This is a genomic window from Ruegeria sp. BI7 (genome assembly GCF_056537925.1).
In genome coordinates this window covers 323,334-341,059 of sequence record NZ_JBQFSK010000001.1, presented here as the reverse complement: position 1 = coordinate 341,059, position 17,726 = coordinate 323,334, and the positions used below count along the sequence as shown (strand labels likewise).

Annotated in this window: 15 protein-coding genes; 4 read left to right on the top strand and 11 right to left on the bottom strand. The window is 58.7% G+C overall.

Annotated elements, in window-relative coordinates; genetic code table 11:
- The first annotated feature begins 8 nt into the window (after nucleotides 1–8).
- Nucleotides 9–1,319 carry a 3-deoxy-D-manno-octulosonic acid transferase gene (locus ACR0JB_RS01695; protein WP_170505334.1) on the top strand — a complete coding sequence of 437 codons (1,311 nt, stop codon included), beginning with the start codon at nucleotides 9–11 and terminating at the stop codon, nucleotides 1,317–1,319.
- Nucleotides 1,320–1,370: 51 nt separating this feature from the next.
- On the opposite strand, the gene ACR0JB_RS01690 is transcribed toward ACR0JB_RS01695, so the two are convergent.
- The 7 genes from ACR0JB_RS01690 to ACR0JB_RS01660 form a co-directional block, all read right to left on the bottom strand.
- Entirely contained in the window at nucleotides 1,371–2,534 is a 1,164-nt protein-coding gene (locus ACR0JB_RS01690) for a M20 aminoacylase family protein (RefSeq protein WP_480789636.1), read from the bottom strand.
- Between the two features lie 57 nt (nucleotides 2,535–2,591).
- Complete coding sequence (locus tag ACR0JB_RS01685; protein ID WP_367648168.1) at nucleotides 2,592–3,734, bottom strand: MFS transporter; 1,143 nt, start codon at nucleotides 3,732–3,734, stop codon at nucleotides 2,592–2,594.
- A gap of 61 nt (nucleotides 3,735–3,795) precedes the next feature.
- The gene (locus ACR0JB_RS01680) at nucleotides 3,796–5,073 is read right to left on the bottom strand and encodes a DUF3422 family protein (protein ID WP_480789635.1); all 1,278 of its coding nucleotides are present in this window, start codon (nucleotides 5,071–5,073) and stop codon (nucleotides 3,796–3,798) included.
- Nucleotides 5,074–5,180: 107 nt separating this feature from the next.
- A complete protein-coding gene (locus ACR0JB_RS01675) occupies nucleotides 5,181–5,381 on the bottom strand; it encodes a VOC family protein (protein WP_368040136.1) in 201 nt (66 codons plus the stop codon).
- Between the two features lie 316 nt (nucleotides 5,382–5,697).
- Complete coding sequence (locus tag ACR0JB_RS01670; protein WP_480789634.1) at nucleotides 5,698–7,152, bottom strand: NAD(P)(+) transhydrogenase (Re/Si-specific) subunit beta; 1,455 nt, start codon at nucleotides 7,150–7,152, stop codon at nucleotides 5,698–5,700.
- Nucleotides 7,153–7,165: 13 nt separating this feature from the next.
- Nucleotides 7,166–8,737, bottom strand: coding sequence for a Re/Si-specific NAD(P)(+) transhydrogenase subunit alpha (locus ACR0JB_RS01665; protein ID WP_480789633.1), 1,572 nt, complete (start codon nucleotides 8,735–8,737; stop codon nucleotides 7,166–7,168).
- 129 nt (nucleotides 8,738–8,866) lie between these two features.
- Nucleotides 8,867–9,316, bottom strand: coding sequence for a methyltransferase family protein (locus ACR0JB_RS01660; RefSeq protein WP_170395704.1), 450 nt, complete (start codon nucleotides 9,314–9,316; stop codon nucleotides 8,867–8,869).
- A 171-nt stretch (nucleotides 9,317–9,487) separates the two neighbouring features.
- On the opposite strand from ACR0JB_RS01660, the gene kynU reads away from it, so the two are divergent.
- Nucleotides 9,488–10,681, top strand: a complete 1,194-nt coding sequence (kynU, locus tag ACR0JB_RS01655; RefSeq protein WP_170395702.1) for a kynureninase — start codon at nucleotides 9,488–9,490, stop codon at nucleotides 10,679–10,681.
- Here kynU and ACR0JB_RS01650 read toward each other — a convergent pair.
- Nucleotides 10,674–11,252, bottom strand: a complete 579-nt coding sequence (locus tag ACR0JB_RS01650) for a TetR/AcrR family transcriptional regulator (RefSeq protein ID WP_480789632.1) — start codon at nucleotides 11,250–11,252, stop codon at nucleotides 10,674–10,676. The two genes, kynU and ACR0JB_RS01650, sit on opposite strands and share 8 nt — an antisense overlap.
- A gap of 99 nt (nucleotides 11,253–11,351) precedes the next feature.
- On the opposite strand from ACR0JB_RS01650, the gene ACR0JB_RS01645 reads away from it, so the two are divergent.
- A complete protein-coding gene (locus ACR0JB_RS01645; RefSeq protein WP_170348095.1) occupies nucleotides 11,352–11,816 on the top strand; it encodes a (2Fe-2S)-binding protein in 465 nt (154 codons plus the stop codon).
- A 3-nt stretch (nucleotides 11,817–11,819) separates the two neighbouring features.
- Nucleotides 11,820–14,060 carry a xanthine dehydrogenase family protein molybdopterin-binding subunit gene (locus ACR0JB_RS01640; RefSeq protein WP_480789631.1) on the top strand — a complete coding sequence of 747 codons (2,241 nt, stop codon included), beginning with the start codon at nucleotides 11,820–11,822 and terminating at the stop codon, nucleotides 14,058–14,060.
- 39 nt (nucleotides 14,061–14,099) lie between these two features.
- Here ACR0JB_RS01640 and ACR0JB_RS01635 read toward each other — a convergent pair whose 3' ends face one another.
- The 3 genes from ACR0JB_RS01635 to ACR0JB_RS01625 form a co-directional block, all read right to left on the bottom strand.
- On the bottom strand, nucleotides 14,100–14,879 hold the full coding sequence (locus tag ACR0JB_RS01635) for a gamma-glutamyl-gamma-aminobutyrate hydrolase family protein (RefSeq protein WP_170395696.1): 780 nt from the start codon (nucleotides 14,877–14,879) through the stop codon (nucleotides 14,100–14,102).
- Between the two features lie 220 nt (nucleotides 14,880–15,099).
- On the bottom strand, nucleotides 15,100–15,525 hold the full coding sequence (locus tag ACR0JB_RS01630; RefSeq protein ID WP_170395694.1) for a GlcG/HbpS family heme-binding protein: 426 nt from the start codon (nucleotides 15,523–15,525) through the stop codon (nucleotides 15,100–15,102).
- Between the two features lie 25 nt (nucleotides 15,526–15,550).
- Nucleotides 15,551–17,683: a malate synthase G gene (locus tag ACR0JB_RS01625; protein ID WP_170395692.1), complete on the bottom strand. Its 2,133-nt coding sequence runs from the start codon at nucleotides 17,681–17,683 to the stop codon at nucleotides 15,551–15,553.
- Nucleotides 17,684–17,726: the final 43 nt, after the last annotated feature.

Here is a 17,726-nt window from a genome sequence, read left to right as displayed (position 1 = left end):
CGGACCAGATGGGCCGACCGACGCTGCTGTATCATCTGTATTGCGGCCTGACCTCTGTTGCGGAGCCGTTCGTCTGGCGCACCGTACGGAACAAGCTGCAAGCCGCGGATGTACCCGAGACCCGGCAGCAGGAACGCCAGGGCCATGCCAGCCTGCCCCGGCCAGACGGCCAGCTGATCTGGTTCCACGCCGCCAGCGTTGGTGAAACCCTTTCGGTCATCAGCCTGATCAAACGGTTGGGGGAACGTCTGCCGGATGCCGAGTTTCTGATCACCTCTGGCACGCCAACCTCGGCCGCTTTGATCGAAAAACGCATCCCGCCGCGAACGCGCCATCAATATCCGCCGCTGGACACGGCTGGCCCCGTTCGGCGCTTTCTGGACCACTGGCGCCCGAATGCCGGTATTTTCGTCGAAAGCGAAATCTGGCCTCGCCTAATTGTCGAAGGTGCTAACCGTGGCATGCCCTTGGCTCTGCTCAACGCACGCCTGTCGGACAAATCCGTCGAAGGCTGGAAGAAACGCCCGAACACAGCCCGGTTCATTCTGGATCGTTTTCGCTTGTTCCTGACCCAGAACGACAAGACCGCGCAAAACCTAATCGTGATGGGCGCGCCCGCTGATCGTGTACAGCCGGGCACGAACCTTAAGGCCATGTCTGACCCCTTGCCGATTGATCAGGCCACGTGGTCCGAAATTCGCGCACAGATCGGCGCCCGCCCCGTCTGGATCGCCAGTTCGACACATGCCGGTGAAGAGGAAACTGTTCTTGCCGCCCACGCAGAGCTGCTCAAACGCTGGCCCGACCTGCTGCTGTTGCTGATCCCGCGCCACCCTGAACGCCGCGCCGAGGTCGCCAGTCTGGCAACCCAAGCGGGGCAAACTGTGGCCATTCGATCGAATGACGACAAGATCACCGACAAAACGCAGGTCTACATGGCAGATACGCTGGGTGAAACCGGCACATGGTACGCGCTGTGCCCTATTGTGTTCCTTGGCGGATCACTGAAAGAGATCGGCGGCCACAATCCGTTCGAACCGGCCCAAGCGGGTGCCGCTGTAATCACCGGCCCCGGCTATTTCAACTTTGCCGAAACATTCGCCCCGCTGATCGAATCCGGCGGGGCGCTACAAGTTCAATCTGCTTCCGAACTGACCGAGGCCGTGGAAACCTGGCTATCGGACCAAACCACGCTGGACACAGCCCGTACGGCTGCGAAATCCTGCGTAAACACCCAACAATCGGCACTGGATGCAATCGTCGAGACGCTATGCACCGAACTCAGCTTAACTGGGTCGGGTTCAACGTCATCTGACTAAGTTTGTCCCGGGTAGCGCGAGGGGCTGGCCCCTCGCCACCCAACGCCAAGATCAGGCCGCCGGCATCCGCTGTTCGACAATCTCAGCCCACCAGCTGCACCCTACCGGAATGGCCTCGTCGTTAAAGTTGTACTCAGGGTGATGCACCGCCGCCGTGTCGCCATTGCCAACCAGAATATACGCCCCCGGCCGTTCTTCGAGCATAAAGGCGAAATCCTCGCCGCCCATTATCAATGGTGCCTCGTCGCAATTGCCCGCCACTGAACGCGCGACATCCGCTGCAAAGTCGGTCTGCTCGTCGCTGTTCACCATCACCGGATAGCCCAAGTAATAGGTGACATTGGCCGTTCCGCCAAATGTCGCCGCGATTCCGTTGCAAATCTCTTTGATGCGCTTTTCCGCCATTTCCCGCATTTCTGAACTCATCGTACGGACGGTACCTTTGATCTGTACCGTTTGAGGGATGACGTTAAAGGCGGTGGTTGAGGTTTCAAACGACGTGACCGAAACCACGACCTGATCCACCGGATCAGCATTGCGCGACGCCACCGTCTGCAATGCCAGAACCGCCTGCGCCGCCATCACGGTTGTATCGACTGTCTCATGCGGTTTGGCCGCGTGACCGCCCTTGCCCTCAAAGGTGATGTCGAATTGATCTGTGGCCGCAAAGAACGCGCCCGGACGAATGGCAAAACTGCCGACAGGACGGCCAGGCCAGTTGTGCATGCCATAGACCTCTTGGATGCCCCAACGGTCCATCATGCCGTCCTCGCACATCTCGCGGCCTCCGCCGCCACCCTCTTCGGCGGGTTGAAAGATCACCACGACGGTGCCGTCGAAATTCCGCGTTTCCGAGAGGTATTTCGCCGCGCCCAGCAACATCGCCGTATGCCCGTCATGACCACAGGCATGCATCGCCCCGTCGGTCTTGGAGGCATACTCCAGACCCGTCGCCTCATGTATCGGCAGTGCATCCATATCGGCCCGCAGACCGATCACCTTGCCCCCCGTGTCGACCTTACCTTTGATCACCCCAACGACCCCGGTGCGACCAATTCCAGTGACAACCTCATCACAGCCGAATTCCTTCAGCTTCTCAGCAACCAGTGCGCTGGTGCGGTGCGTTTCGAATAGAATCTCGGGGTTTTCATGAATATCGCGCCGCCACCCAGTGATTTCACTCTGCAATTCGGCAAAACGGTTTTTGATCGGCATAGTCTTCTCCCATCTTTTTTCTTTGCCCCGGCTTTATCCCGGCGCGGAATTCTCAAGTCAGTCCAAAGACGCAGGCCGCAGCGCGCCGGACAGCAGGACAATCAGGATGGCCAAGGGCAACAAAACCATGAATGCCAATCGTAATGTAAGCATCTCGGCCAAAATCCCAATAAGCGGTGGGCCGATCAGTAACCCTCCGTACCCCAGCGTCGCCACACTGGCGATGGCCTGCCCCGGCGGCACATGCGGATCATTGGCTGCCCGGCTGAAGGCCAGCGGCATGATCACAGCATAACCAACCCCCATCAGGGCAAAACCCGCTAAGGCCAATCCCGCCTCTGATGCCGAGACCACACCGAACACGCCAAGTGCCGCGCAAATACCTCCAAAACGGGCCGTTGCGACAGGACCAAACCGCGCGATTGCAAATCCGCCAGCCAGCCGAAACGCCACCATCGTCACTGAAAACACGGCATATCCCAACGCAGCGACGCTTTCGGCGGCACCGGTCACATCGCGCAGGAATATTGCACTCCAATCCGCTACGGCACCTTCCCCCAAAGCGCCGCACAGCGCAGTGAACCCAACCAGGATCAACGCACCGGACGGCAGGGCAAAGACACTGCCGTCATGTGAGACAGCTCTGCGCGACGTCCACTTAACCCAGGACAGGGTCAGCGCCAGCGCCACGACAACTCCGCCAGCCAGTAAAAAGTGCTGCATTACTGTCAGTCCCAGCTGCACCGCCCCGTATCCGCTAAGCGCCCCCAACCCGGCGCCCAAACTCCACATCGCGTGGAACGAGGACATGACTGGTTTGTCATAGGCTTGCTCGACCTCGGCGGCCCAGGCGTTCATGGCCACATCCATTGAACCGTGAAAGGCACCGAATACGAACAGGAACCCCGCCAGCGCCCAAAACCCATCGGCCACGGCCAACAGGATCAGAGACAACGTGTACAGCACCGCAATAACCCGCGTGATGGCTACGGCCCCGAACCGATCAGACAACCGCCCCGTCACCGGAAAGGAACACACAGCCCCCGCTGCCATGAACAGCAGACCATAGCCCAATGCCTCATGCGTCAATTCCAGCCTGTCCCGCACGGCTGGAATGCGAGATGCCCAAATGCCAAACAGCGAACCGTTCAGGATGAACATGGCAGCCACCGCCCGCCATGCAGACATAATTCCGATCACAGAAAACTCCCACGCGCAGTTTGCTGTTCCTAAAGCGCCCTAGGTAATTCGCAATTGCGGGCTATTGCAAACGCTTTCGAATCTGACGGATGGCAACCCAGACGCACAGAATGACAGGGATCGTCACAACCGAAGTCAACCGTCCCTGACTGATCCCATCCTCGGTCAGCGGGTAAAGAAAGTCACTAACCAGCGTCACCGCGTAGAAACTGATAGCTACCACAGACAGCCCTTCGACGGTGTGCTGTAGCCGCAGCGCAATCTGGGCACGCCGATCCATGCTTTCCAGCAGTGCCTGGTTTTGCGCACTGCGTTCCACATCGACCCGGGTACGTAACAATTCTCCGGCACGGATCGCCCGATCGGACAAAGCCTGCAGGCGGCGCTCGGTGGATTTGACGGTTCGAATGGCTGGATCATACCGGCGCATCATGAAATCGGCGAAACTCTGACGACTCTCAAACCGCTCTTCTCGCAGCACTTCGATCCGCTGGTTCACGATAGCCTCATAGGCCCCCGTCGCCCCAAACCGAAAGGAACACTGGGCGGACAGCGTTTCCAGCTCGGTCGAGGTGGACAATAGATCGGGCAGCAGTTCATCTGGGTGGGCCGTGTTGTCGGTCATTTGCCCCATCAACTCGGTCAGCCTACCGTCCAATTCACCGATACGTGGGGTCAGCTGTTTGACGCGGGCAAACCCAAGCATTGACATTGCTTTATAGGTCTCGATCTCACACAAACGCTGAATGATCCGCCCCGTCCTGCGTCGCCCTGTGCCCTTGCTGACAAACAGCGCAAAGCGCATGTGCCCGGCCGGATCGATACGGAAATCACTGGCACAAATGGCGGTATCGTCCAGCACCCGGGCCACGGCAAGGCTTTCAGGCTCGAACCAGTTCGCCAGAGAGGACCGGACCGCTTCGTCGTCCTGGCGTTCAACCACGCGGAGCATGGCCGACGTCACCCTTTGCCCTGGGCTGGCCATCAACCAATCAGGGGGAAAGACTTCGAAATCTGCCGGGTTAAAGGGGCGATCGCTGACATTTTGTGTAATCGCAGTGTAAGTGACGAATTCGGTATGCTGTTCCCATTTCAACCAATGACGGCCAATCTGACCAGCGTAATGCGTCGCCTCCGGCTGCGGATGTTGTGCGCCGTGGCGATCCAGCAGATTGATCAGATGGGCCAGATCCTCATCCCGGTCCCGTGCCACGGCTGCATCTGGCTTCTTGATCGCCAAGAACACCACCGTGCACGGCGTCGCGGCCACCGGAAAGGGGCGCGCGTGCAGTTCATTGGCCAGCGCATAGCGCAGCGGGTGATCATCAATGGGCGTCATGCAGGGCTCCGTTTTGTCCGGGGCACTATACGCCACCTCAAAAATACATCAATTCTCTTTTTATTTCATATACTTAAGTGGATACGGCTGTATACATTCCCTCTATCTCATTGATTTGGCTGCCACAGCTCGATTGGATTGCCCTCGGGATCGTGAATGCGGGCAAACTTTCCCACCTCACTGTCCCACTCAGCACGTGTTTCTACGGTGATCCCGGCGGCCTCAAGCTGCGCTATCAGTGCCGCCAAATCGTCTACTCGGAAATTGATCATCCATTGCTGATCCGCGCGGCCGAAGTATTCCGTAATTTCGGCAAATGGGGCAAAGACAGTAAACCCTTCGCGCTGCTACCAGGGCAAAGGATCGTAATGATTGACGCCCAAGTGTTTCTCATACCACGCGCTCAACGCGTCTGGGTCGCGGGCACGAAAGAACACACCACCTATGCCGTTTACTTTCTGCAAGGCTACTCTCCTGACACCCACCACGTCAGACCAGTCTATCACAATCCGCCTGCTTCATCTGGCTACAAATATCCCCAAGGTCCGGAGGCAGAGCCTCCTTCACTACAATTAAGAAAAGGGCGCCCGAAGGCGCCCTTTGCAATTTGGTTACACCCCAAGCTCAGTCGATCATGGGCAGCAGTTTGTCGAGGCTGGCCTTTGCGTCGCCATAGAACATGCGGGTGTTTTCCTTGAAGAACAGGGGGTTTTCGATGCCCGAATACCCGGTGCCCTGGCCGCGTTTGGACACGAACACCTGTTTCGCCTTCCAGCATTCCAGAACCGGCATGCCGGCGATGGGGCTGTTGGGGTCTTCCTGTGCCGCAGGGTTCACGATGTCGTTCGAGCCGATGACGATGGCCACATCCGTTTCGGGGAAGTCGTCGTTGATCTCGTCCATCTCCAGCACGATGTCATACGGCACCTTCGCCTCGGCCAGCAGTACGTTCATGTGGCCCGGCAGACGGCCCGCGACCGGGTGGATCGCAAAGCGCACGTTCTTGCCCTGGGCGCGCAGCTTGCGGACCAGTTCGGAAACGGACTGCTGCGCCTGCGCCACGGCCATGCCATAGCCGGGGATGATGATGACACTGTCAGCATCGTTCAGCGCTGCGGCCACACCATCGGCCTCGATGGCAATCTGCTCACCCTCCACGGCCATCTGTTCGCCCTGCGGGCCACCAAAGCCACCCAGGATCACGCTGACAAAGTGACGGTTCATCGCCTTACACATGATGTAGGACAGGATCGCACCGGACGAGCCCACCAGCGCACCAACCACGATCAGCAGGTCGTTGCCCAACGAGAAGCCGATCGCCGCCGCGGCCCAACCCGAATACGAGTTCAGCATCGACACAACCACGGGCATGTCGGCACCGCCGATTCCCATAATCAAGTGATAGCCAATGAACAGCGCGGCCAGCGTCATCAGGAACAGCGGGAAGAAGCCGCCGGTCGAGGTGTACCAGACCAAGCAGATCAGCGAGAGACCTGCAGCCGCCGCATTTAGCGCATGACCGCCCGGAAGCTTGGTCGCCGCCGATGTGACCTTGCCGGCCAGCTTGCCATAGGCCACGACCGACCCGGTAAAGGTGATCGCACCGATGAAGATGCCCAGGAACAGTTCGACATGCAGGATTGCCAACTCAGCCGAGGTTTTCTTGGCAATCAGCTTGGCGAATGCCCCCAGATCAGAAAGGTCCGCTTCTTTTGCGCTGTCGGCAATGGCCATGACCTGCGCCACGTTGCCAATCTCAAAATGCGCGTTGAAGCCGACGAACACAGCCGCCAGACCAACCAGCGAGTGCATCGCAGCCACCAGCTGCGGCATCTCGGTCATCTGCACGCGTTGTGCGACGTACTGACCGATCATGCCACCGCCTGCGATCAGCAGCAGTGACAGCAGCCACAGCCCCGAACCGGGACCAACCAGCGTGGCAAAAACCGCCAGCGCCATACCGACGATGCCATACCAGACCGCGCGCTTGGCGCTTTCCTGGTTCGACAATCCGCCGAGCGAAAGGATGAACAGAACAGCCGCAACAACGTAGGCGGCAGTAGTGAAGCCAAATTCCATGTGCCCGGCCTCCTTAAGATTTCTGGAACATGGCGAGCATGCGCCGGGTTACGAGGAAGCCGCCGAAGATGTTGATCCCGGCCATGAAGACAGACAGCGCCGCCAGCAGAATAACCAGGAACGACCCCGATCCGATCTGCATCAAGGCCCCAACAATGATGATCGACGAGATCGCGTTGGTGATCGCCATCAGCGGTGTGTGCAGGCTGTGAGCAACACCCCAGATCACCTGGAAGCCCACAAAAATGGCCAGCACAAAGACGATGAAGTGCTGCATGAAGCTGGCCGGAGCGATCAGCCCCACCAGCAGCATCAGCGCGCCACCGACACCCAGCAGGGTAAACTGCTGTTTGGTCTGCGCCTTGAAGGCCGCAATCTCTTGCGCCTTTTTCTCTTCCGGGGTCAGTTCCTTGACCTCGGGCTTCTTCTGCGCGGCAATCGCCTGCACCTTGGGCGGTGGCGGCGGGAAGGTAATCTCACCCTCATGGGTCACGGTCGAGCCGCGGATCACGTCATCTTCCATGTCATGGTTGATCTGACCGTCCTTCTCGGGTGTCAGGTCGGTCATCATGTGGCGGATGTTCGTCGCATAAAGCGACGAAGACTGCGCCGCCATCCGGCTGGGGAAATCGGTATAGCCGATAATGGTCACGCCATTATCGGTGACAATCTTCTCATCCGCGACGGTCAGCTTACAGTTGCCGCCCTTTTCTGCTGCAAGGTCGACAATGACGGAGCCCGGCTTCATCGCCTCGACCATATCCTTGGTCCAAAGCTCGGGCGCTTCGCGGTTGGGGATCAGCGCCGTGGTGATGACGATGTCCATCTCCGGGGCCAGTTCACGGAACTTGGCCAGCTGTGCCTCGCGGAACTCGTCCGACTGGACGCTGGCATAGCCGCCGGTGGCCGCGCCGTCCTGCTGGTCTTCTTCAAAATCCAGATAGACGAACTCGGCGCCCATGGATTCGACCTGCTCGGCCACTTCCGGGCGCACGTCGAACGCGTAAGTGATCGCACCCAGCGAGGTCGAGGTCCCGATCGCCGCCAGACCGGCAACACCAGCCCCCACGATCAGCACCTTCGCAGGCGGCACCTTACCGGCCGCCGTCACCTGGCCGGTGAAGAACCGGCCAAAGTTGTTGCCCGCCTCGATCACCGCGCGGTAACCGGCGATATTGGCCATCGACGACAGCGCATCCATTTTCTGCGCGCGGCTGATACGCGGCACCATCTCCATGGCGATGACGTTGGCGCCCTTGGCCTTAGCCGCTTCCATCCCTTCTTCGTTCCCTGCCGGGTTGAAGAACGAAATCAGCGTCTTACCCTTAGTCAGACGCTTCAGCTCGGTTGCGTCGGGTTGACGAACCTTGGCAACAATGTCGGCCTCTTTCCACAGCGCAGCCGCCGTCTTGACGACCTCAACGCCTGCAGCCTCATACGCCGCATCCGAAAAGCCCGCAGCAGCCCCAGCGCCTTTCTCAATCAGGCACTCATAGCCCAGTTTCTGCAACTGCACCGCAGAGTCCGGCGTCATCGCAACCCGGTTCTCGCCCTCATATTTTTCCTTCGGTGTGCCTATCTTCACTGGCAGTCCCCCTAGTTCTCACTCAAGCTGAGCGGGTGGTCGGTATTCTTCGTTAAGCAAACATGTATCTTGCGCAACATTATTTCGCAAGTGCAGCATTCACGATATGATATTATCGGTCTGTCCATCCTAAACCCACCGGCGGGTTTTACGTTCATAACGGGCAAAATCAGCGTGAAAAGTACGGCGCAGGCGGTCTTCTTCGGGCAGAATGAACCGGCGCTCAAGCACCCAGACGAAGATTGGGATCAGGATCAGGGACAGCACCGCATCGAACCTTAAAACCAAACCAGCCAGAATCAGAACGTCGCCAACATAGATCGGGTTGCGGCTGCGTTTATATATGCCTGACTGAACCAGCGCCGAAGGTGTTTCGTGCGGGATAACGGTTGTTTTGTGACGACGAAATTCCACTATCGCCAATACCGCGATCAGGATGCCACCCCCGATCAGCAACCCGCTTAACAAGTCAGTCAATCCGCCGTCCAGCGACAAGCCCAGGGGGAAATGACGCGCCTGCAGCCAGGCCAGAAAAGCGAACCCAACAAGCCAGACGGGCGGTATGTCGATCCGGTGCATGCGCATCCCCGCAACTGACAACATGCACAGGCATGTCGTTTCTGGCCGATGTCCTACCGCTTTCGAACCGAATTGGCAAAAGCTCAGGTTGTCGCATCAATGGACAGGCCGATACGGATCGGCTAGGCCGAAAGAAAGCAACACAACACAACACAAAGTAGTGAGCCGCCCATGACCGACTTTGCCGCGACCAAAGCCATGTTCGATCTGCCCGAGGATGTCATTTATCTGGACGGCAATTCGCTGGGTCCGTTGCCGCTAGCTGCCAGTGATCGTGTCAGTGACATGATGGTCAAGGAATGGGGCCAGATGCTGATCACCGGCTGGAACAAGGCCGGATGGATGGGTTTGCCGACCGGCCTGGGCGACCGCATTGGCCGTCTGATCGGCGCGGAAACCGGAACGGTTGTGACCGGCGATACCCTGTCGATCAAAGTGTATCAGGCCGTGGCATCTGCGCTGGAACTGTGCCGGGACCGCAAGGTGGTCCTGTCGGATAATGGCAACTTCCCGTCTGATTTGTATATGGTGGACGGGCTGCTGCGCTCGCTGGGGCCGGATTATGAACTACGCGTTGTCGCACCCGAGGACGTGGCCGCAAACATAACCGACGACGTTGCCGTGTTGATGCTTACTGAGGTGGACTATCGCAGCGGGCGCATACACGACATGAAGGCGCTGACCGAACTGGCACATGCAAACGGGACGGTCACTGTCTGGGATCTGGCACATTCCGCCGGAGCTATCCCAGTGGACCTGTCCGGCTGCAACGCCGATTTCGCGGTGGGCTGCACATATAAATACCTTAACGGGGGCCCCGGTGCGCCAGCCTTTATCTATGTCGCGCCACGCTTGACAGATCGCGCCCGTCCGGCCTTGTCAGGTTGGCTGGGGCACGAGGCACCCTTCGCCTTCGACCTGGACTATCGCCCCGGCAGCGGGATCGAGAGGATGCGGGTCGGCACCCCTCCGATCCTTCAGATGACCGCCCTGTCCGCCGCGATGGACATCTGGGACATGGCGGACATGGCTGATGTGCGCGCCAAATCCATCGACTTGACCGAGTTGTTCATAGCCCGTGTCGAAGGCACCTGCCCTGAGTTGGAACTGGCCAGCCCACGTGATCCGCAGCAGCGCGGCAGTCAGGTCTCGTTCCGGTTTACTGAAGGTTACGCCGCCATGCAGGCTCTGATCGCGCGCGGCGTGATCGGAGATTTCCGTGCGCCGGACATCATGCGCTTCGGGTTCACGCCTTTGTATATCGACGCGAGGGACGTCGAGCGCGCTGTCGAAATCTTGGCTGACATTATGCAAAACCGTTTGTGGGATGCACCGGAATTCAAAGTGCGGCAGCGGGTTACCTGACCTCAAGCCCCGCACCGATCAACGCCGCGATCTGCGCAACCTGCTGTTCATAGACCTCTGCACCTGCACCGATCAGCTTGAGCCCCTTAAGCGTGGCCGTAATCGTCCGACCAGTCTCGGCCGCACCGGACAGTAGGCGCACCCGCCCGGCCCGTTCTTGCTGTGTCAGCCAATCCGCGTATAGCCCTGACAGTTTAGCCTCACCCTCCGCGATGATCTCGGCGGATAAGGATTTGGTGTTGTCCAGCATCTCAAGCCCATGAGGCGAGGCCAGTATCGCGGCCATCCCTGCCGTCTGCGCCTGAATCGCACTGGCTAGAACCTCGGACACTGAACCTGACGTTGCCAGCGCCTCGGCAACAGCCGCGCATTTTTCGACATAGTAGACCTCAGTCAGTTTACTGACGATCGCCTCTTTGTTCTTGAAATGCAGATACAGCGCCGGCCGGGACATCCCCGCCCCCTGCGCAATGTCATCCATCGAGGTTTTTCGGTACCCATAAGCGGCAAAAGCCTGAAAAGCCGAGTTCAGGATGGTTTTTTGCCGTAAATCGTCAACTGCTTCCGTCATACCAGAACCTTTGACATTTTTTGTATATTTTGTCAATTGACACACTGACACTTTGCGCTAAATATGTCAGCAACCAGCCACAGCCAGATGAGGTGCGCCATGGCGACCACCCTGAAGATTAACGGTAAGCAACATCAGGTTGACCTGCCCGATGACGTCCCCTTGCTTTGGGTCTTGCGCGATGAGGTCGGCCTGACCGGCACCAAATTCGGCTGCGGGGTGGCGGCCTGTGGGGCCTGCACGGTTCATATTGATGGCGAGGCTGTGCGCTCGTGCCAGGTGAGCCTGTCGGATGTTTGGGGCGATGTCACCACGATTGAAGGTATCGGGACGCCGGGTACGATGGCGACAATCCAGCAAGCCTGGGTCGATCATCAGGTGGCGCAGTGCGGATATTGCCAGTCGGGCCAGATCATGCAGGCCGCTGCGTTGCTGGCTGAAAACCCTGCGCCTTCGGACGCCGATATTGATGAGGCGATGCAGGGCAACCTGTGTCGTTGTGGCACCTACCCCCGTATCCGCGCTGCCATCCATGACGCGGCTGGCAAACTGAAGGAGGCGTAACTCATGGCTTCTGTTGGTAAAATCCTTCGCCGCACTTTCCTGATCGGCTCGGCCGCAATTGTCGGCGGCGTAGCATTCGGCGCCTACTATGTCAGCCGCCCCGCCGCGAACCCGCTAAAACCTGGCGAGGGTCAGGCGGCGTTGAACCCGTTTGTCCTGATCGACCAAAACGGCGTAACCCTCTTTGCACCGCGCGCTGAAATGGGTCAGGGCGTCAAGACCACATGGGCCGCGCTGATTGCCGAGGAATTGGACGTGGATCTGAACCAGATCACTGTGCTGCACGGTCCGGCGGCAGCGGCCTACTATAACTCTGCCATGCTGGGGGAAGGTTTGCCCAACAAGGGTTATGACATCTCGGACTTCCAGCACAATCTGGGCGAAGCGCTGGGTGTGCTTGGCAAAGCTCTTCACCTCCAGGTCACGGGTGGTTCGACATCGATGAAGGATGGGTTCGAGCGGATGCGTCAGGCCGGTGCCTCGGCCCGAGACACGCTCAAACGCGCTGCGGCCCTTCGTTTGGGTGTTGACCCGTCGAAACTGGGAACTGCCGCAGGGCATGTCATCGCGCCAAATGGCGACAAGATTGCCTATACGGACTTGGCCGTAGACGCCGCCGGGCTTGAGCCGGTTGAAGTGCCCCTTCGCGATCCGTCCGAATGGCGTTATCTGGGCCAAACCCAGCCGCGTCTGGACATGGTCGAAAAGGCAACTGGTACCGCCGAGTTTGGCGTCGATGTTCGCCTGCCGGGGATGAAATTCGCGGCCGTGCGCATGAACCCCAAGCTGGGCGGCGCGATGAATGGTTTTGACGACAGCGCCGCGCAATCCATGCCGGGGGTCGAGAAAATCGTTGATCTGGGCACAGGTGTCGCCGTGATTGCCAACAACACGTGGCTCGCCAATCAAGCAGTCGAGGCCATCGACGTGGATTGGGGTGACGCCCCCTACCCGGCCGAGACGGATGGCATTTTCACCAAGATCGCCGAGGCGTTTGATGACTCGGCGAATTCGACAATGCGCGACGATGGCGATGTCAGCGTCACACCCGAAGGCGCAACCGAGATTACCGCCGAGTATCAAGTGCCCTATTTGGCCCATGCCACGATGGAGCCGATGAACGCCACCGCGCTGTATACCGGCGATGCGTTGGAGCTGTGGTGCGGCAATCAGGCCCCAACCCTGATCCGGTTCCGCGCGGCCAACACCGCTAATCAGGACACCGAAGCGGTACAGATCCACACCACATATCTGGGTGGTGGGTTTGGTCGCCGGGGTGAACTGGATTTCGGCGAGATTGCCACCAAGGTTGCCATGGCCATGCCCGGCACCCCGGTTCAGACGACCTGGAGCCGCGAAGAAGATATGCGCCACGACTATTACCGCCCCGGCGCCATTGCCCGGATGCGCGGGGCAGTGCAGGACGGCAAGGCAGTTCTGATTGACGGCAAAGTTTCGGCGCAATCCTGCACGCAGCAGGCCGTGACGAGATACACTGGCATGCCTGGTGCCGGCCCGGACAAGGTTCTGGTCGAAGGTTTTTTCAACCAGCCCTACGCGGTGCCGAACTACCGCATGAGCGGCCACATCCCCAAACTTGACGTCCCCGTCGGGTTCTGGCGGTCGGTCGGCAACAGCCATAACGGCTTCTTCCACGAAACCTTCATGGATGAGATGGCTTATGCCGCGGGCCGCGACCCGCTGGAATTCCGGTTGGAACTGATGAAGGGTGAACACGCCCCCTCGGCCGGTTGCCTCGAAGCAGTGCGCGAGATGTCCGGATGGACCGGGCAGACACCGAACGGCGTGGGGCGCGGCGTGGCGTTCACCTACAGTTTCGGTACTCCGGTCGCACAAGTGATCGAGGTGGTAGACGAAGACGGCACCATCCGCATCAACAAGGCGTGGATTGCCTGTGATATGGGGCTGGCTCTGGACCCCGAGAACGTCAAAGCGCAGATGTTCGGCGGCATGATGTATGGTCTGTCAGCAGCCTGCTACGGCGAGATCACCTTTGCCGAAGGTGAGGTCGAGCAATACAACTTCCCCGACTACGATGCGATCCGAATGCATACTGCTCCGCAGGTTGAGGTGCGCGTGCTGGAAACCAACCGCCACATGGGTGGCGCGGGCGAACCCGGAACGCCGCCATCAATGCCGGCGCTTGGCAATGCGTTGTTTGATCTGACCGGAGAACGCGCCCGAAAGCTGCCTCTGAATCAGCAGTTTGATCTGTTGATTTGATTGCAATGCGCCGGTCCCCTTTGTGGATCAGCGCGACATTCACGCCCGTTGCTGTACCAGACTGGCATCCGAACCGGTGGCCCATGCCCGTACGGCGGCACCGAATGCCTCGAACAAAGGTCGGGAAACGGGATCGTTCATTGCATCCCATTCAGGGTGCCATTGCACCGATAGAGTAAAGCCTGGCGCATCCTTGATATAGATCGCCTCGGGCGTACCATCAGGCGCGTGGCCGTCGATGACAACACGGTCACCGACTGTCTTGATACCCTGCCCGTGCAAAGTGTTGGTCATCACTTCGGGCGCGCCGAATAGTTGGTTGAATACGCCACCTTCGTCCAGTGTCACCACATGTCGCAAGGCAAACTTCTCTTCCAAAGTTCCGTCCGGGGGCATGCGGTGGTTCATTCGACCCGGCAAATCGCGTATTTCAGGATAGAGCGTGCCGCCCATGGCGACGTTGACCTCTTGAAACCCGCGACAAATGCCCATGAAGGGCTGACCACGCTCGACACAGGCGCGAACCAAAGGCAAAGTGACCGCATCCCGCGCCCGGTCGAACTCACCATGCGCGTCAGTGGCGTCCTCGCCGTATTCTTCGGGATGTACATTCGGGCGCCCACCGGTCAGCAGGAACCCGTCGCAGACCTCAAGCAATTCCTCAACCGTGACAAAGCGCGGGTCGGATGGGATCAGCAGCGGCAGACAATGCGAAACATTAGCCACGGCCTCAGAGTTCATCGTTCCACCCGCATGGGTAGGGTATTCATCGTTCATAAGGTAAGAGTTGCCGATGATACCGACGACAGGTCGAGACATTCCGCATTCCTTGCAGTTTCTGTAACTAACAGGGAAGCTATCCTCAGCAGAAAGAACGTGCAACAGAACACGCCCTGCATGACGGCGCAAGGACGTGTTCAACTGCGCACAAAACGTTCGGGCTGTGCGGCAAATGTCGGAACAGAATTACAAATGATACCAAGTTTTTTAGAGTTTTTCCCTATTCTCTGGAAAAACCAGCAACACAGGCTGATCGAAATCAGGCTTCTCCGGTCAGGCCCGCTCCCTCAACCCCGGTCATTCCGGCAACTACATCATTGTCCGATGTGTCGCCGGTCACACCAACGGCCCCGATTACCGCACCTTTGCGATCGCGCAGCAGTATGCCACCCGGAACCGGCACAACCTGACCGCCGTACGCACCATTTACAGCAGCCATGAAATACGCCTGGGCTTCAGCCCGTTGCATTTGCGCGGTGCCTGCTATGCCCAACATGACCGAACCATAAGCCTTGCCATGCGCGATTGCGAACCGGCCGGGTGCTGCGCCATCTTCACGTTCAAACGCGATGACGTGCCCACCCGCATCCAAGACTACGACCGAGAGTGGCTTCAGCTCCATCTCGCGGCCTTTTTCAAGAGTTTTGCGAATGATCGTGCGGGCTTTGCGCAGAGATATGGTCATGGTGTGTCCTAACGTTTTTGCGAAGTTAAAGGCTGGCTTTCAGTTCAAGACGGCGCGCATGCAGAACCGGCTCGGTATACCCCGAAGGTAGAATACGTCCCTTGAATACCAGATCACACGCGGCCTGGAAGGCGATCCCGTCGAACCCCGGCGCCATCGGCGAGTATTCAGGATCATTTTCGTTCTGACGGTCCACCACGGCAGCCATTTTTTGCATCGCAGCCATCAATTGTTCTTTACTGACGACACCATGATGCAGCCAGTTGGCTAGTGCCTGCGAGGAGATCCGGCAGGTTGCCCGATCCTCCATCAGACCCACATCGTTGATATCCGGCACTTTCGAGCAGCCCACGCCCTGATCAATCCAGCGCACGACATATCCCAAAATGCCCTGCGCGCTGTTTTCGATCTCACGCGTGATCTCATCTTCGCTGAGGTTGCGGCCATCCAGCAGCGGTATCGTCAGCAAATCCCGCAACGTGCCACGGGCGCCACCAGCGGCTAGTTCGTCCTGACGGGCCAGAACGTCGACCTTGTGGTAATGCGTGGCGTGCAGGGTCGCAGCGGTCGGTGACGGCACCCAAGCGCAGGTCGCGCCGGCTTGCGGATGGCCGATCTTGACCTCAAGCATCTCACCCATACGGTCGGGCATCGCCCACATGCCTTTACCGATCTGGGCCTTGCTCTTCAGGCCGCAAGCCAGACCGATATCGACGTTACGGTCTTCGTAAGACGCAATCCAGGGCGTGTTCTTGATGTCGCCTTTGGGCAGCACCGGACCTGCTTCCATCGAAGTATGAATCTCGTCGCCCGTCCGGTCCAAAAAGCCGGTATTGATGAAAGCCACGCGCGATTTCGCAGCTCGGATACATTCCTTGAGGTTGGCCGAGGTGCGGCGTTCCTCATCCATGATGCCCAGTTTTACGGTATTGCGCGGCAGACCGAGAATGTCTTCGACCATGTCAAAAGTCTCGACCGAGAATGCCACCTCTTCCGGCCCGTGCATCTTGGGTTTCACCACGTAAACCGACCCGTTGACCGAATTGCCGCCTTCGCGCTGCAGATCGTGCATTGCGATCAACGTGGTGCAGAGCGCATCCATTAGACCTTCACCGGTTTCATTGCCGTCGGCATCCAATACGGCGGGGTTGGTCATCAGGTGACCCACGTTACGCACCAGCATCAGCGAGCGGCCTTTCAGCGTTGCCTGCTCGCCATCTGCGGTGGTGTAATCGGCATCCTCTGCCAGCTTGCGGGTGAAGGTATTTCCACCTTTGGAAACCTCTTGCGTCAAGTCACCTTTCATCAGGCCCAGCCAGTTGCCATAGGCCACAACCTTGTCTTCGGCATCAACACATGCAACCGAGTCTTCGCAGTCCATGATCGTTGACAAGGCCGCTTCGACGACCACATCGGCGATACCTGCCGGGTCGGATGCGCCGATCGTGCTGGACGGATCAATCACGATTTTGACGTGCAGACCATTGTTCTTCAGCAGTACGAATTCGGGGTTTTCAGCGGCGCCGCCATATCCAACAAAACGCGAGGAGTCCGCCAGAGCGGGCACCAGTGCCCCGTTTTCCACACGCAGTCCCGAGACATCCGCCCACGAACCGCTGGCCAGCGGTGCAGCGTCATCCAGAAAACCTTTGGCCCAGGCGATCACCCGTGCGCCGCGTTCAGTGTCATATCCTTTGCCAGTGGGAAGATCGCCCATCGCATCAGTGCCATAAAGCGCATCATACAGGCTGCCCCACCTCGCATTAGCCGCGTTCAGGGCAAAACGGGCATTGGTAATCGGAACAACCAACTGCGGCCCGGGGATTCCTGCGATTTCGGGATCGACATTTGCCGTTTCAATCTGGAAATCGGGGCCTTCTTCTACCAGATACCCGATTTCTCGCAGGAATGCCTCGTATGCGGCGGCATCATGGGCCTGCCCCTTGCGTTCCAGATGCCAACCATCAAGACGGCTTTGAATTTCCGACCGCTTAGCAAGCAGTTCCCGATTTTTTGGGCCAAGCTCATCAACCAAGCGGGCGAAACCGGACCAGAACACCTCGGGCGTGACACCTGTTCCAGGCAATGCCTGATTTTCGATGAAATCCGCCAGCTCCCAAGCAATCTGCAGCCCTTTCCGGGTTTCTCTGCCGCTCATAAGTCAATTCTCCCGCATTGTGTACGTTGGCATGCAGGCGTCA

Excerpts from the sequence above, each read along its gene's own strand:
- ACR0JB_RS01695 (WP_170505334.1), top strand. The coding sequence starts at position 9 with ATGGGCCGACCGACGCTGCTGTATCATCTGTATTGCGGCCTGACCTCT.
- ACR0JB_RS01690 (WP_480789636.1), bottom strand. The coding sequence starts at position 2,534 with ATGCCGATCAAAAACCGTTTTGCCGAATTGCAGAGTGAAATCACTGGG.
- ACR0JB_RS01680 (WP_480789635.1), bottom strand. The coding sequence starts at position 5,073 with ATGACGCCCATTGATGATCACCCGCTGCGCTATGCGCTGGCCAATGAA.
- ACR0JB_RS01670 (WP_480789634.1), bottom strand. The coding sequence starts at position 7,152 with ATGGAATTTGGCTTCACTACTGCCGCCTACGTTGTTGCGGCTGTTCTG.
- ACR0JB_RS01660 (WP_170395704.1), bottom strand. The coding sequence starts at position 9,316 with ATGCACCGGATCGACATACCGCCCGTCTGGCTTGTTGGGTTCGCTTTT.
- kynU (WP_170395702.1), top strand. The coding sequence starts at position 9,488 with ATGACCGACTTTGCCGCGACCAAAGCCATGTTCGATCTGCCCGAGGAT.
- ACR0JB_RS01650 (WP_480789632.1), bottom strand. The coding sequence starts at position 11,252 with ATGACGGAAGCAGTTGACGATTTACGGCAAAAAACCATCCTGAACTCG.
- ACR0JB_RS01645 (WP_170348095.1), top strand. The coding sequence starts at position 11,352 with ATGGCGACCACCCTGAAGATTAACGGTAAGCAACATCAGGTTGACCTG.
- ACR0JB_RS01640 (WP_480789631.1), top strand. The coding sequence starts at position 11,820 with ATGGCTTCTGTTGGTAAAATCCTTCGCCGCACTTTCCTGATCGGCTCG.
- ACR0JB_RS01635 (WP_170395696.1), bottom strand. The coding sequence starts at position 14,879 with ATGTCTCGACCTGTCGTCGGTATCATCGGCAACTCTTACCTTATGAAC.
- ACR0JB_RS01630 (WP_170395694.1), bottom strand. The coding sequence starts at position 15,525 with ATGACCATATCTCTGCGCAAAGCCCGCACGATCATTCGCAAAACTCTT.
- ACR0JB_RS01625 (WP_170395692.1), bottom strand. The coding sequence starts at position 17,683 with ATGAGCGGCAGAGAAACCCGGAAAGGGCTGCAGATTGCTTGGGAGCTG.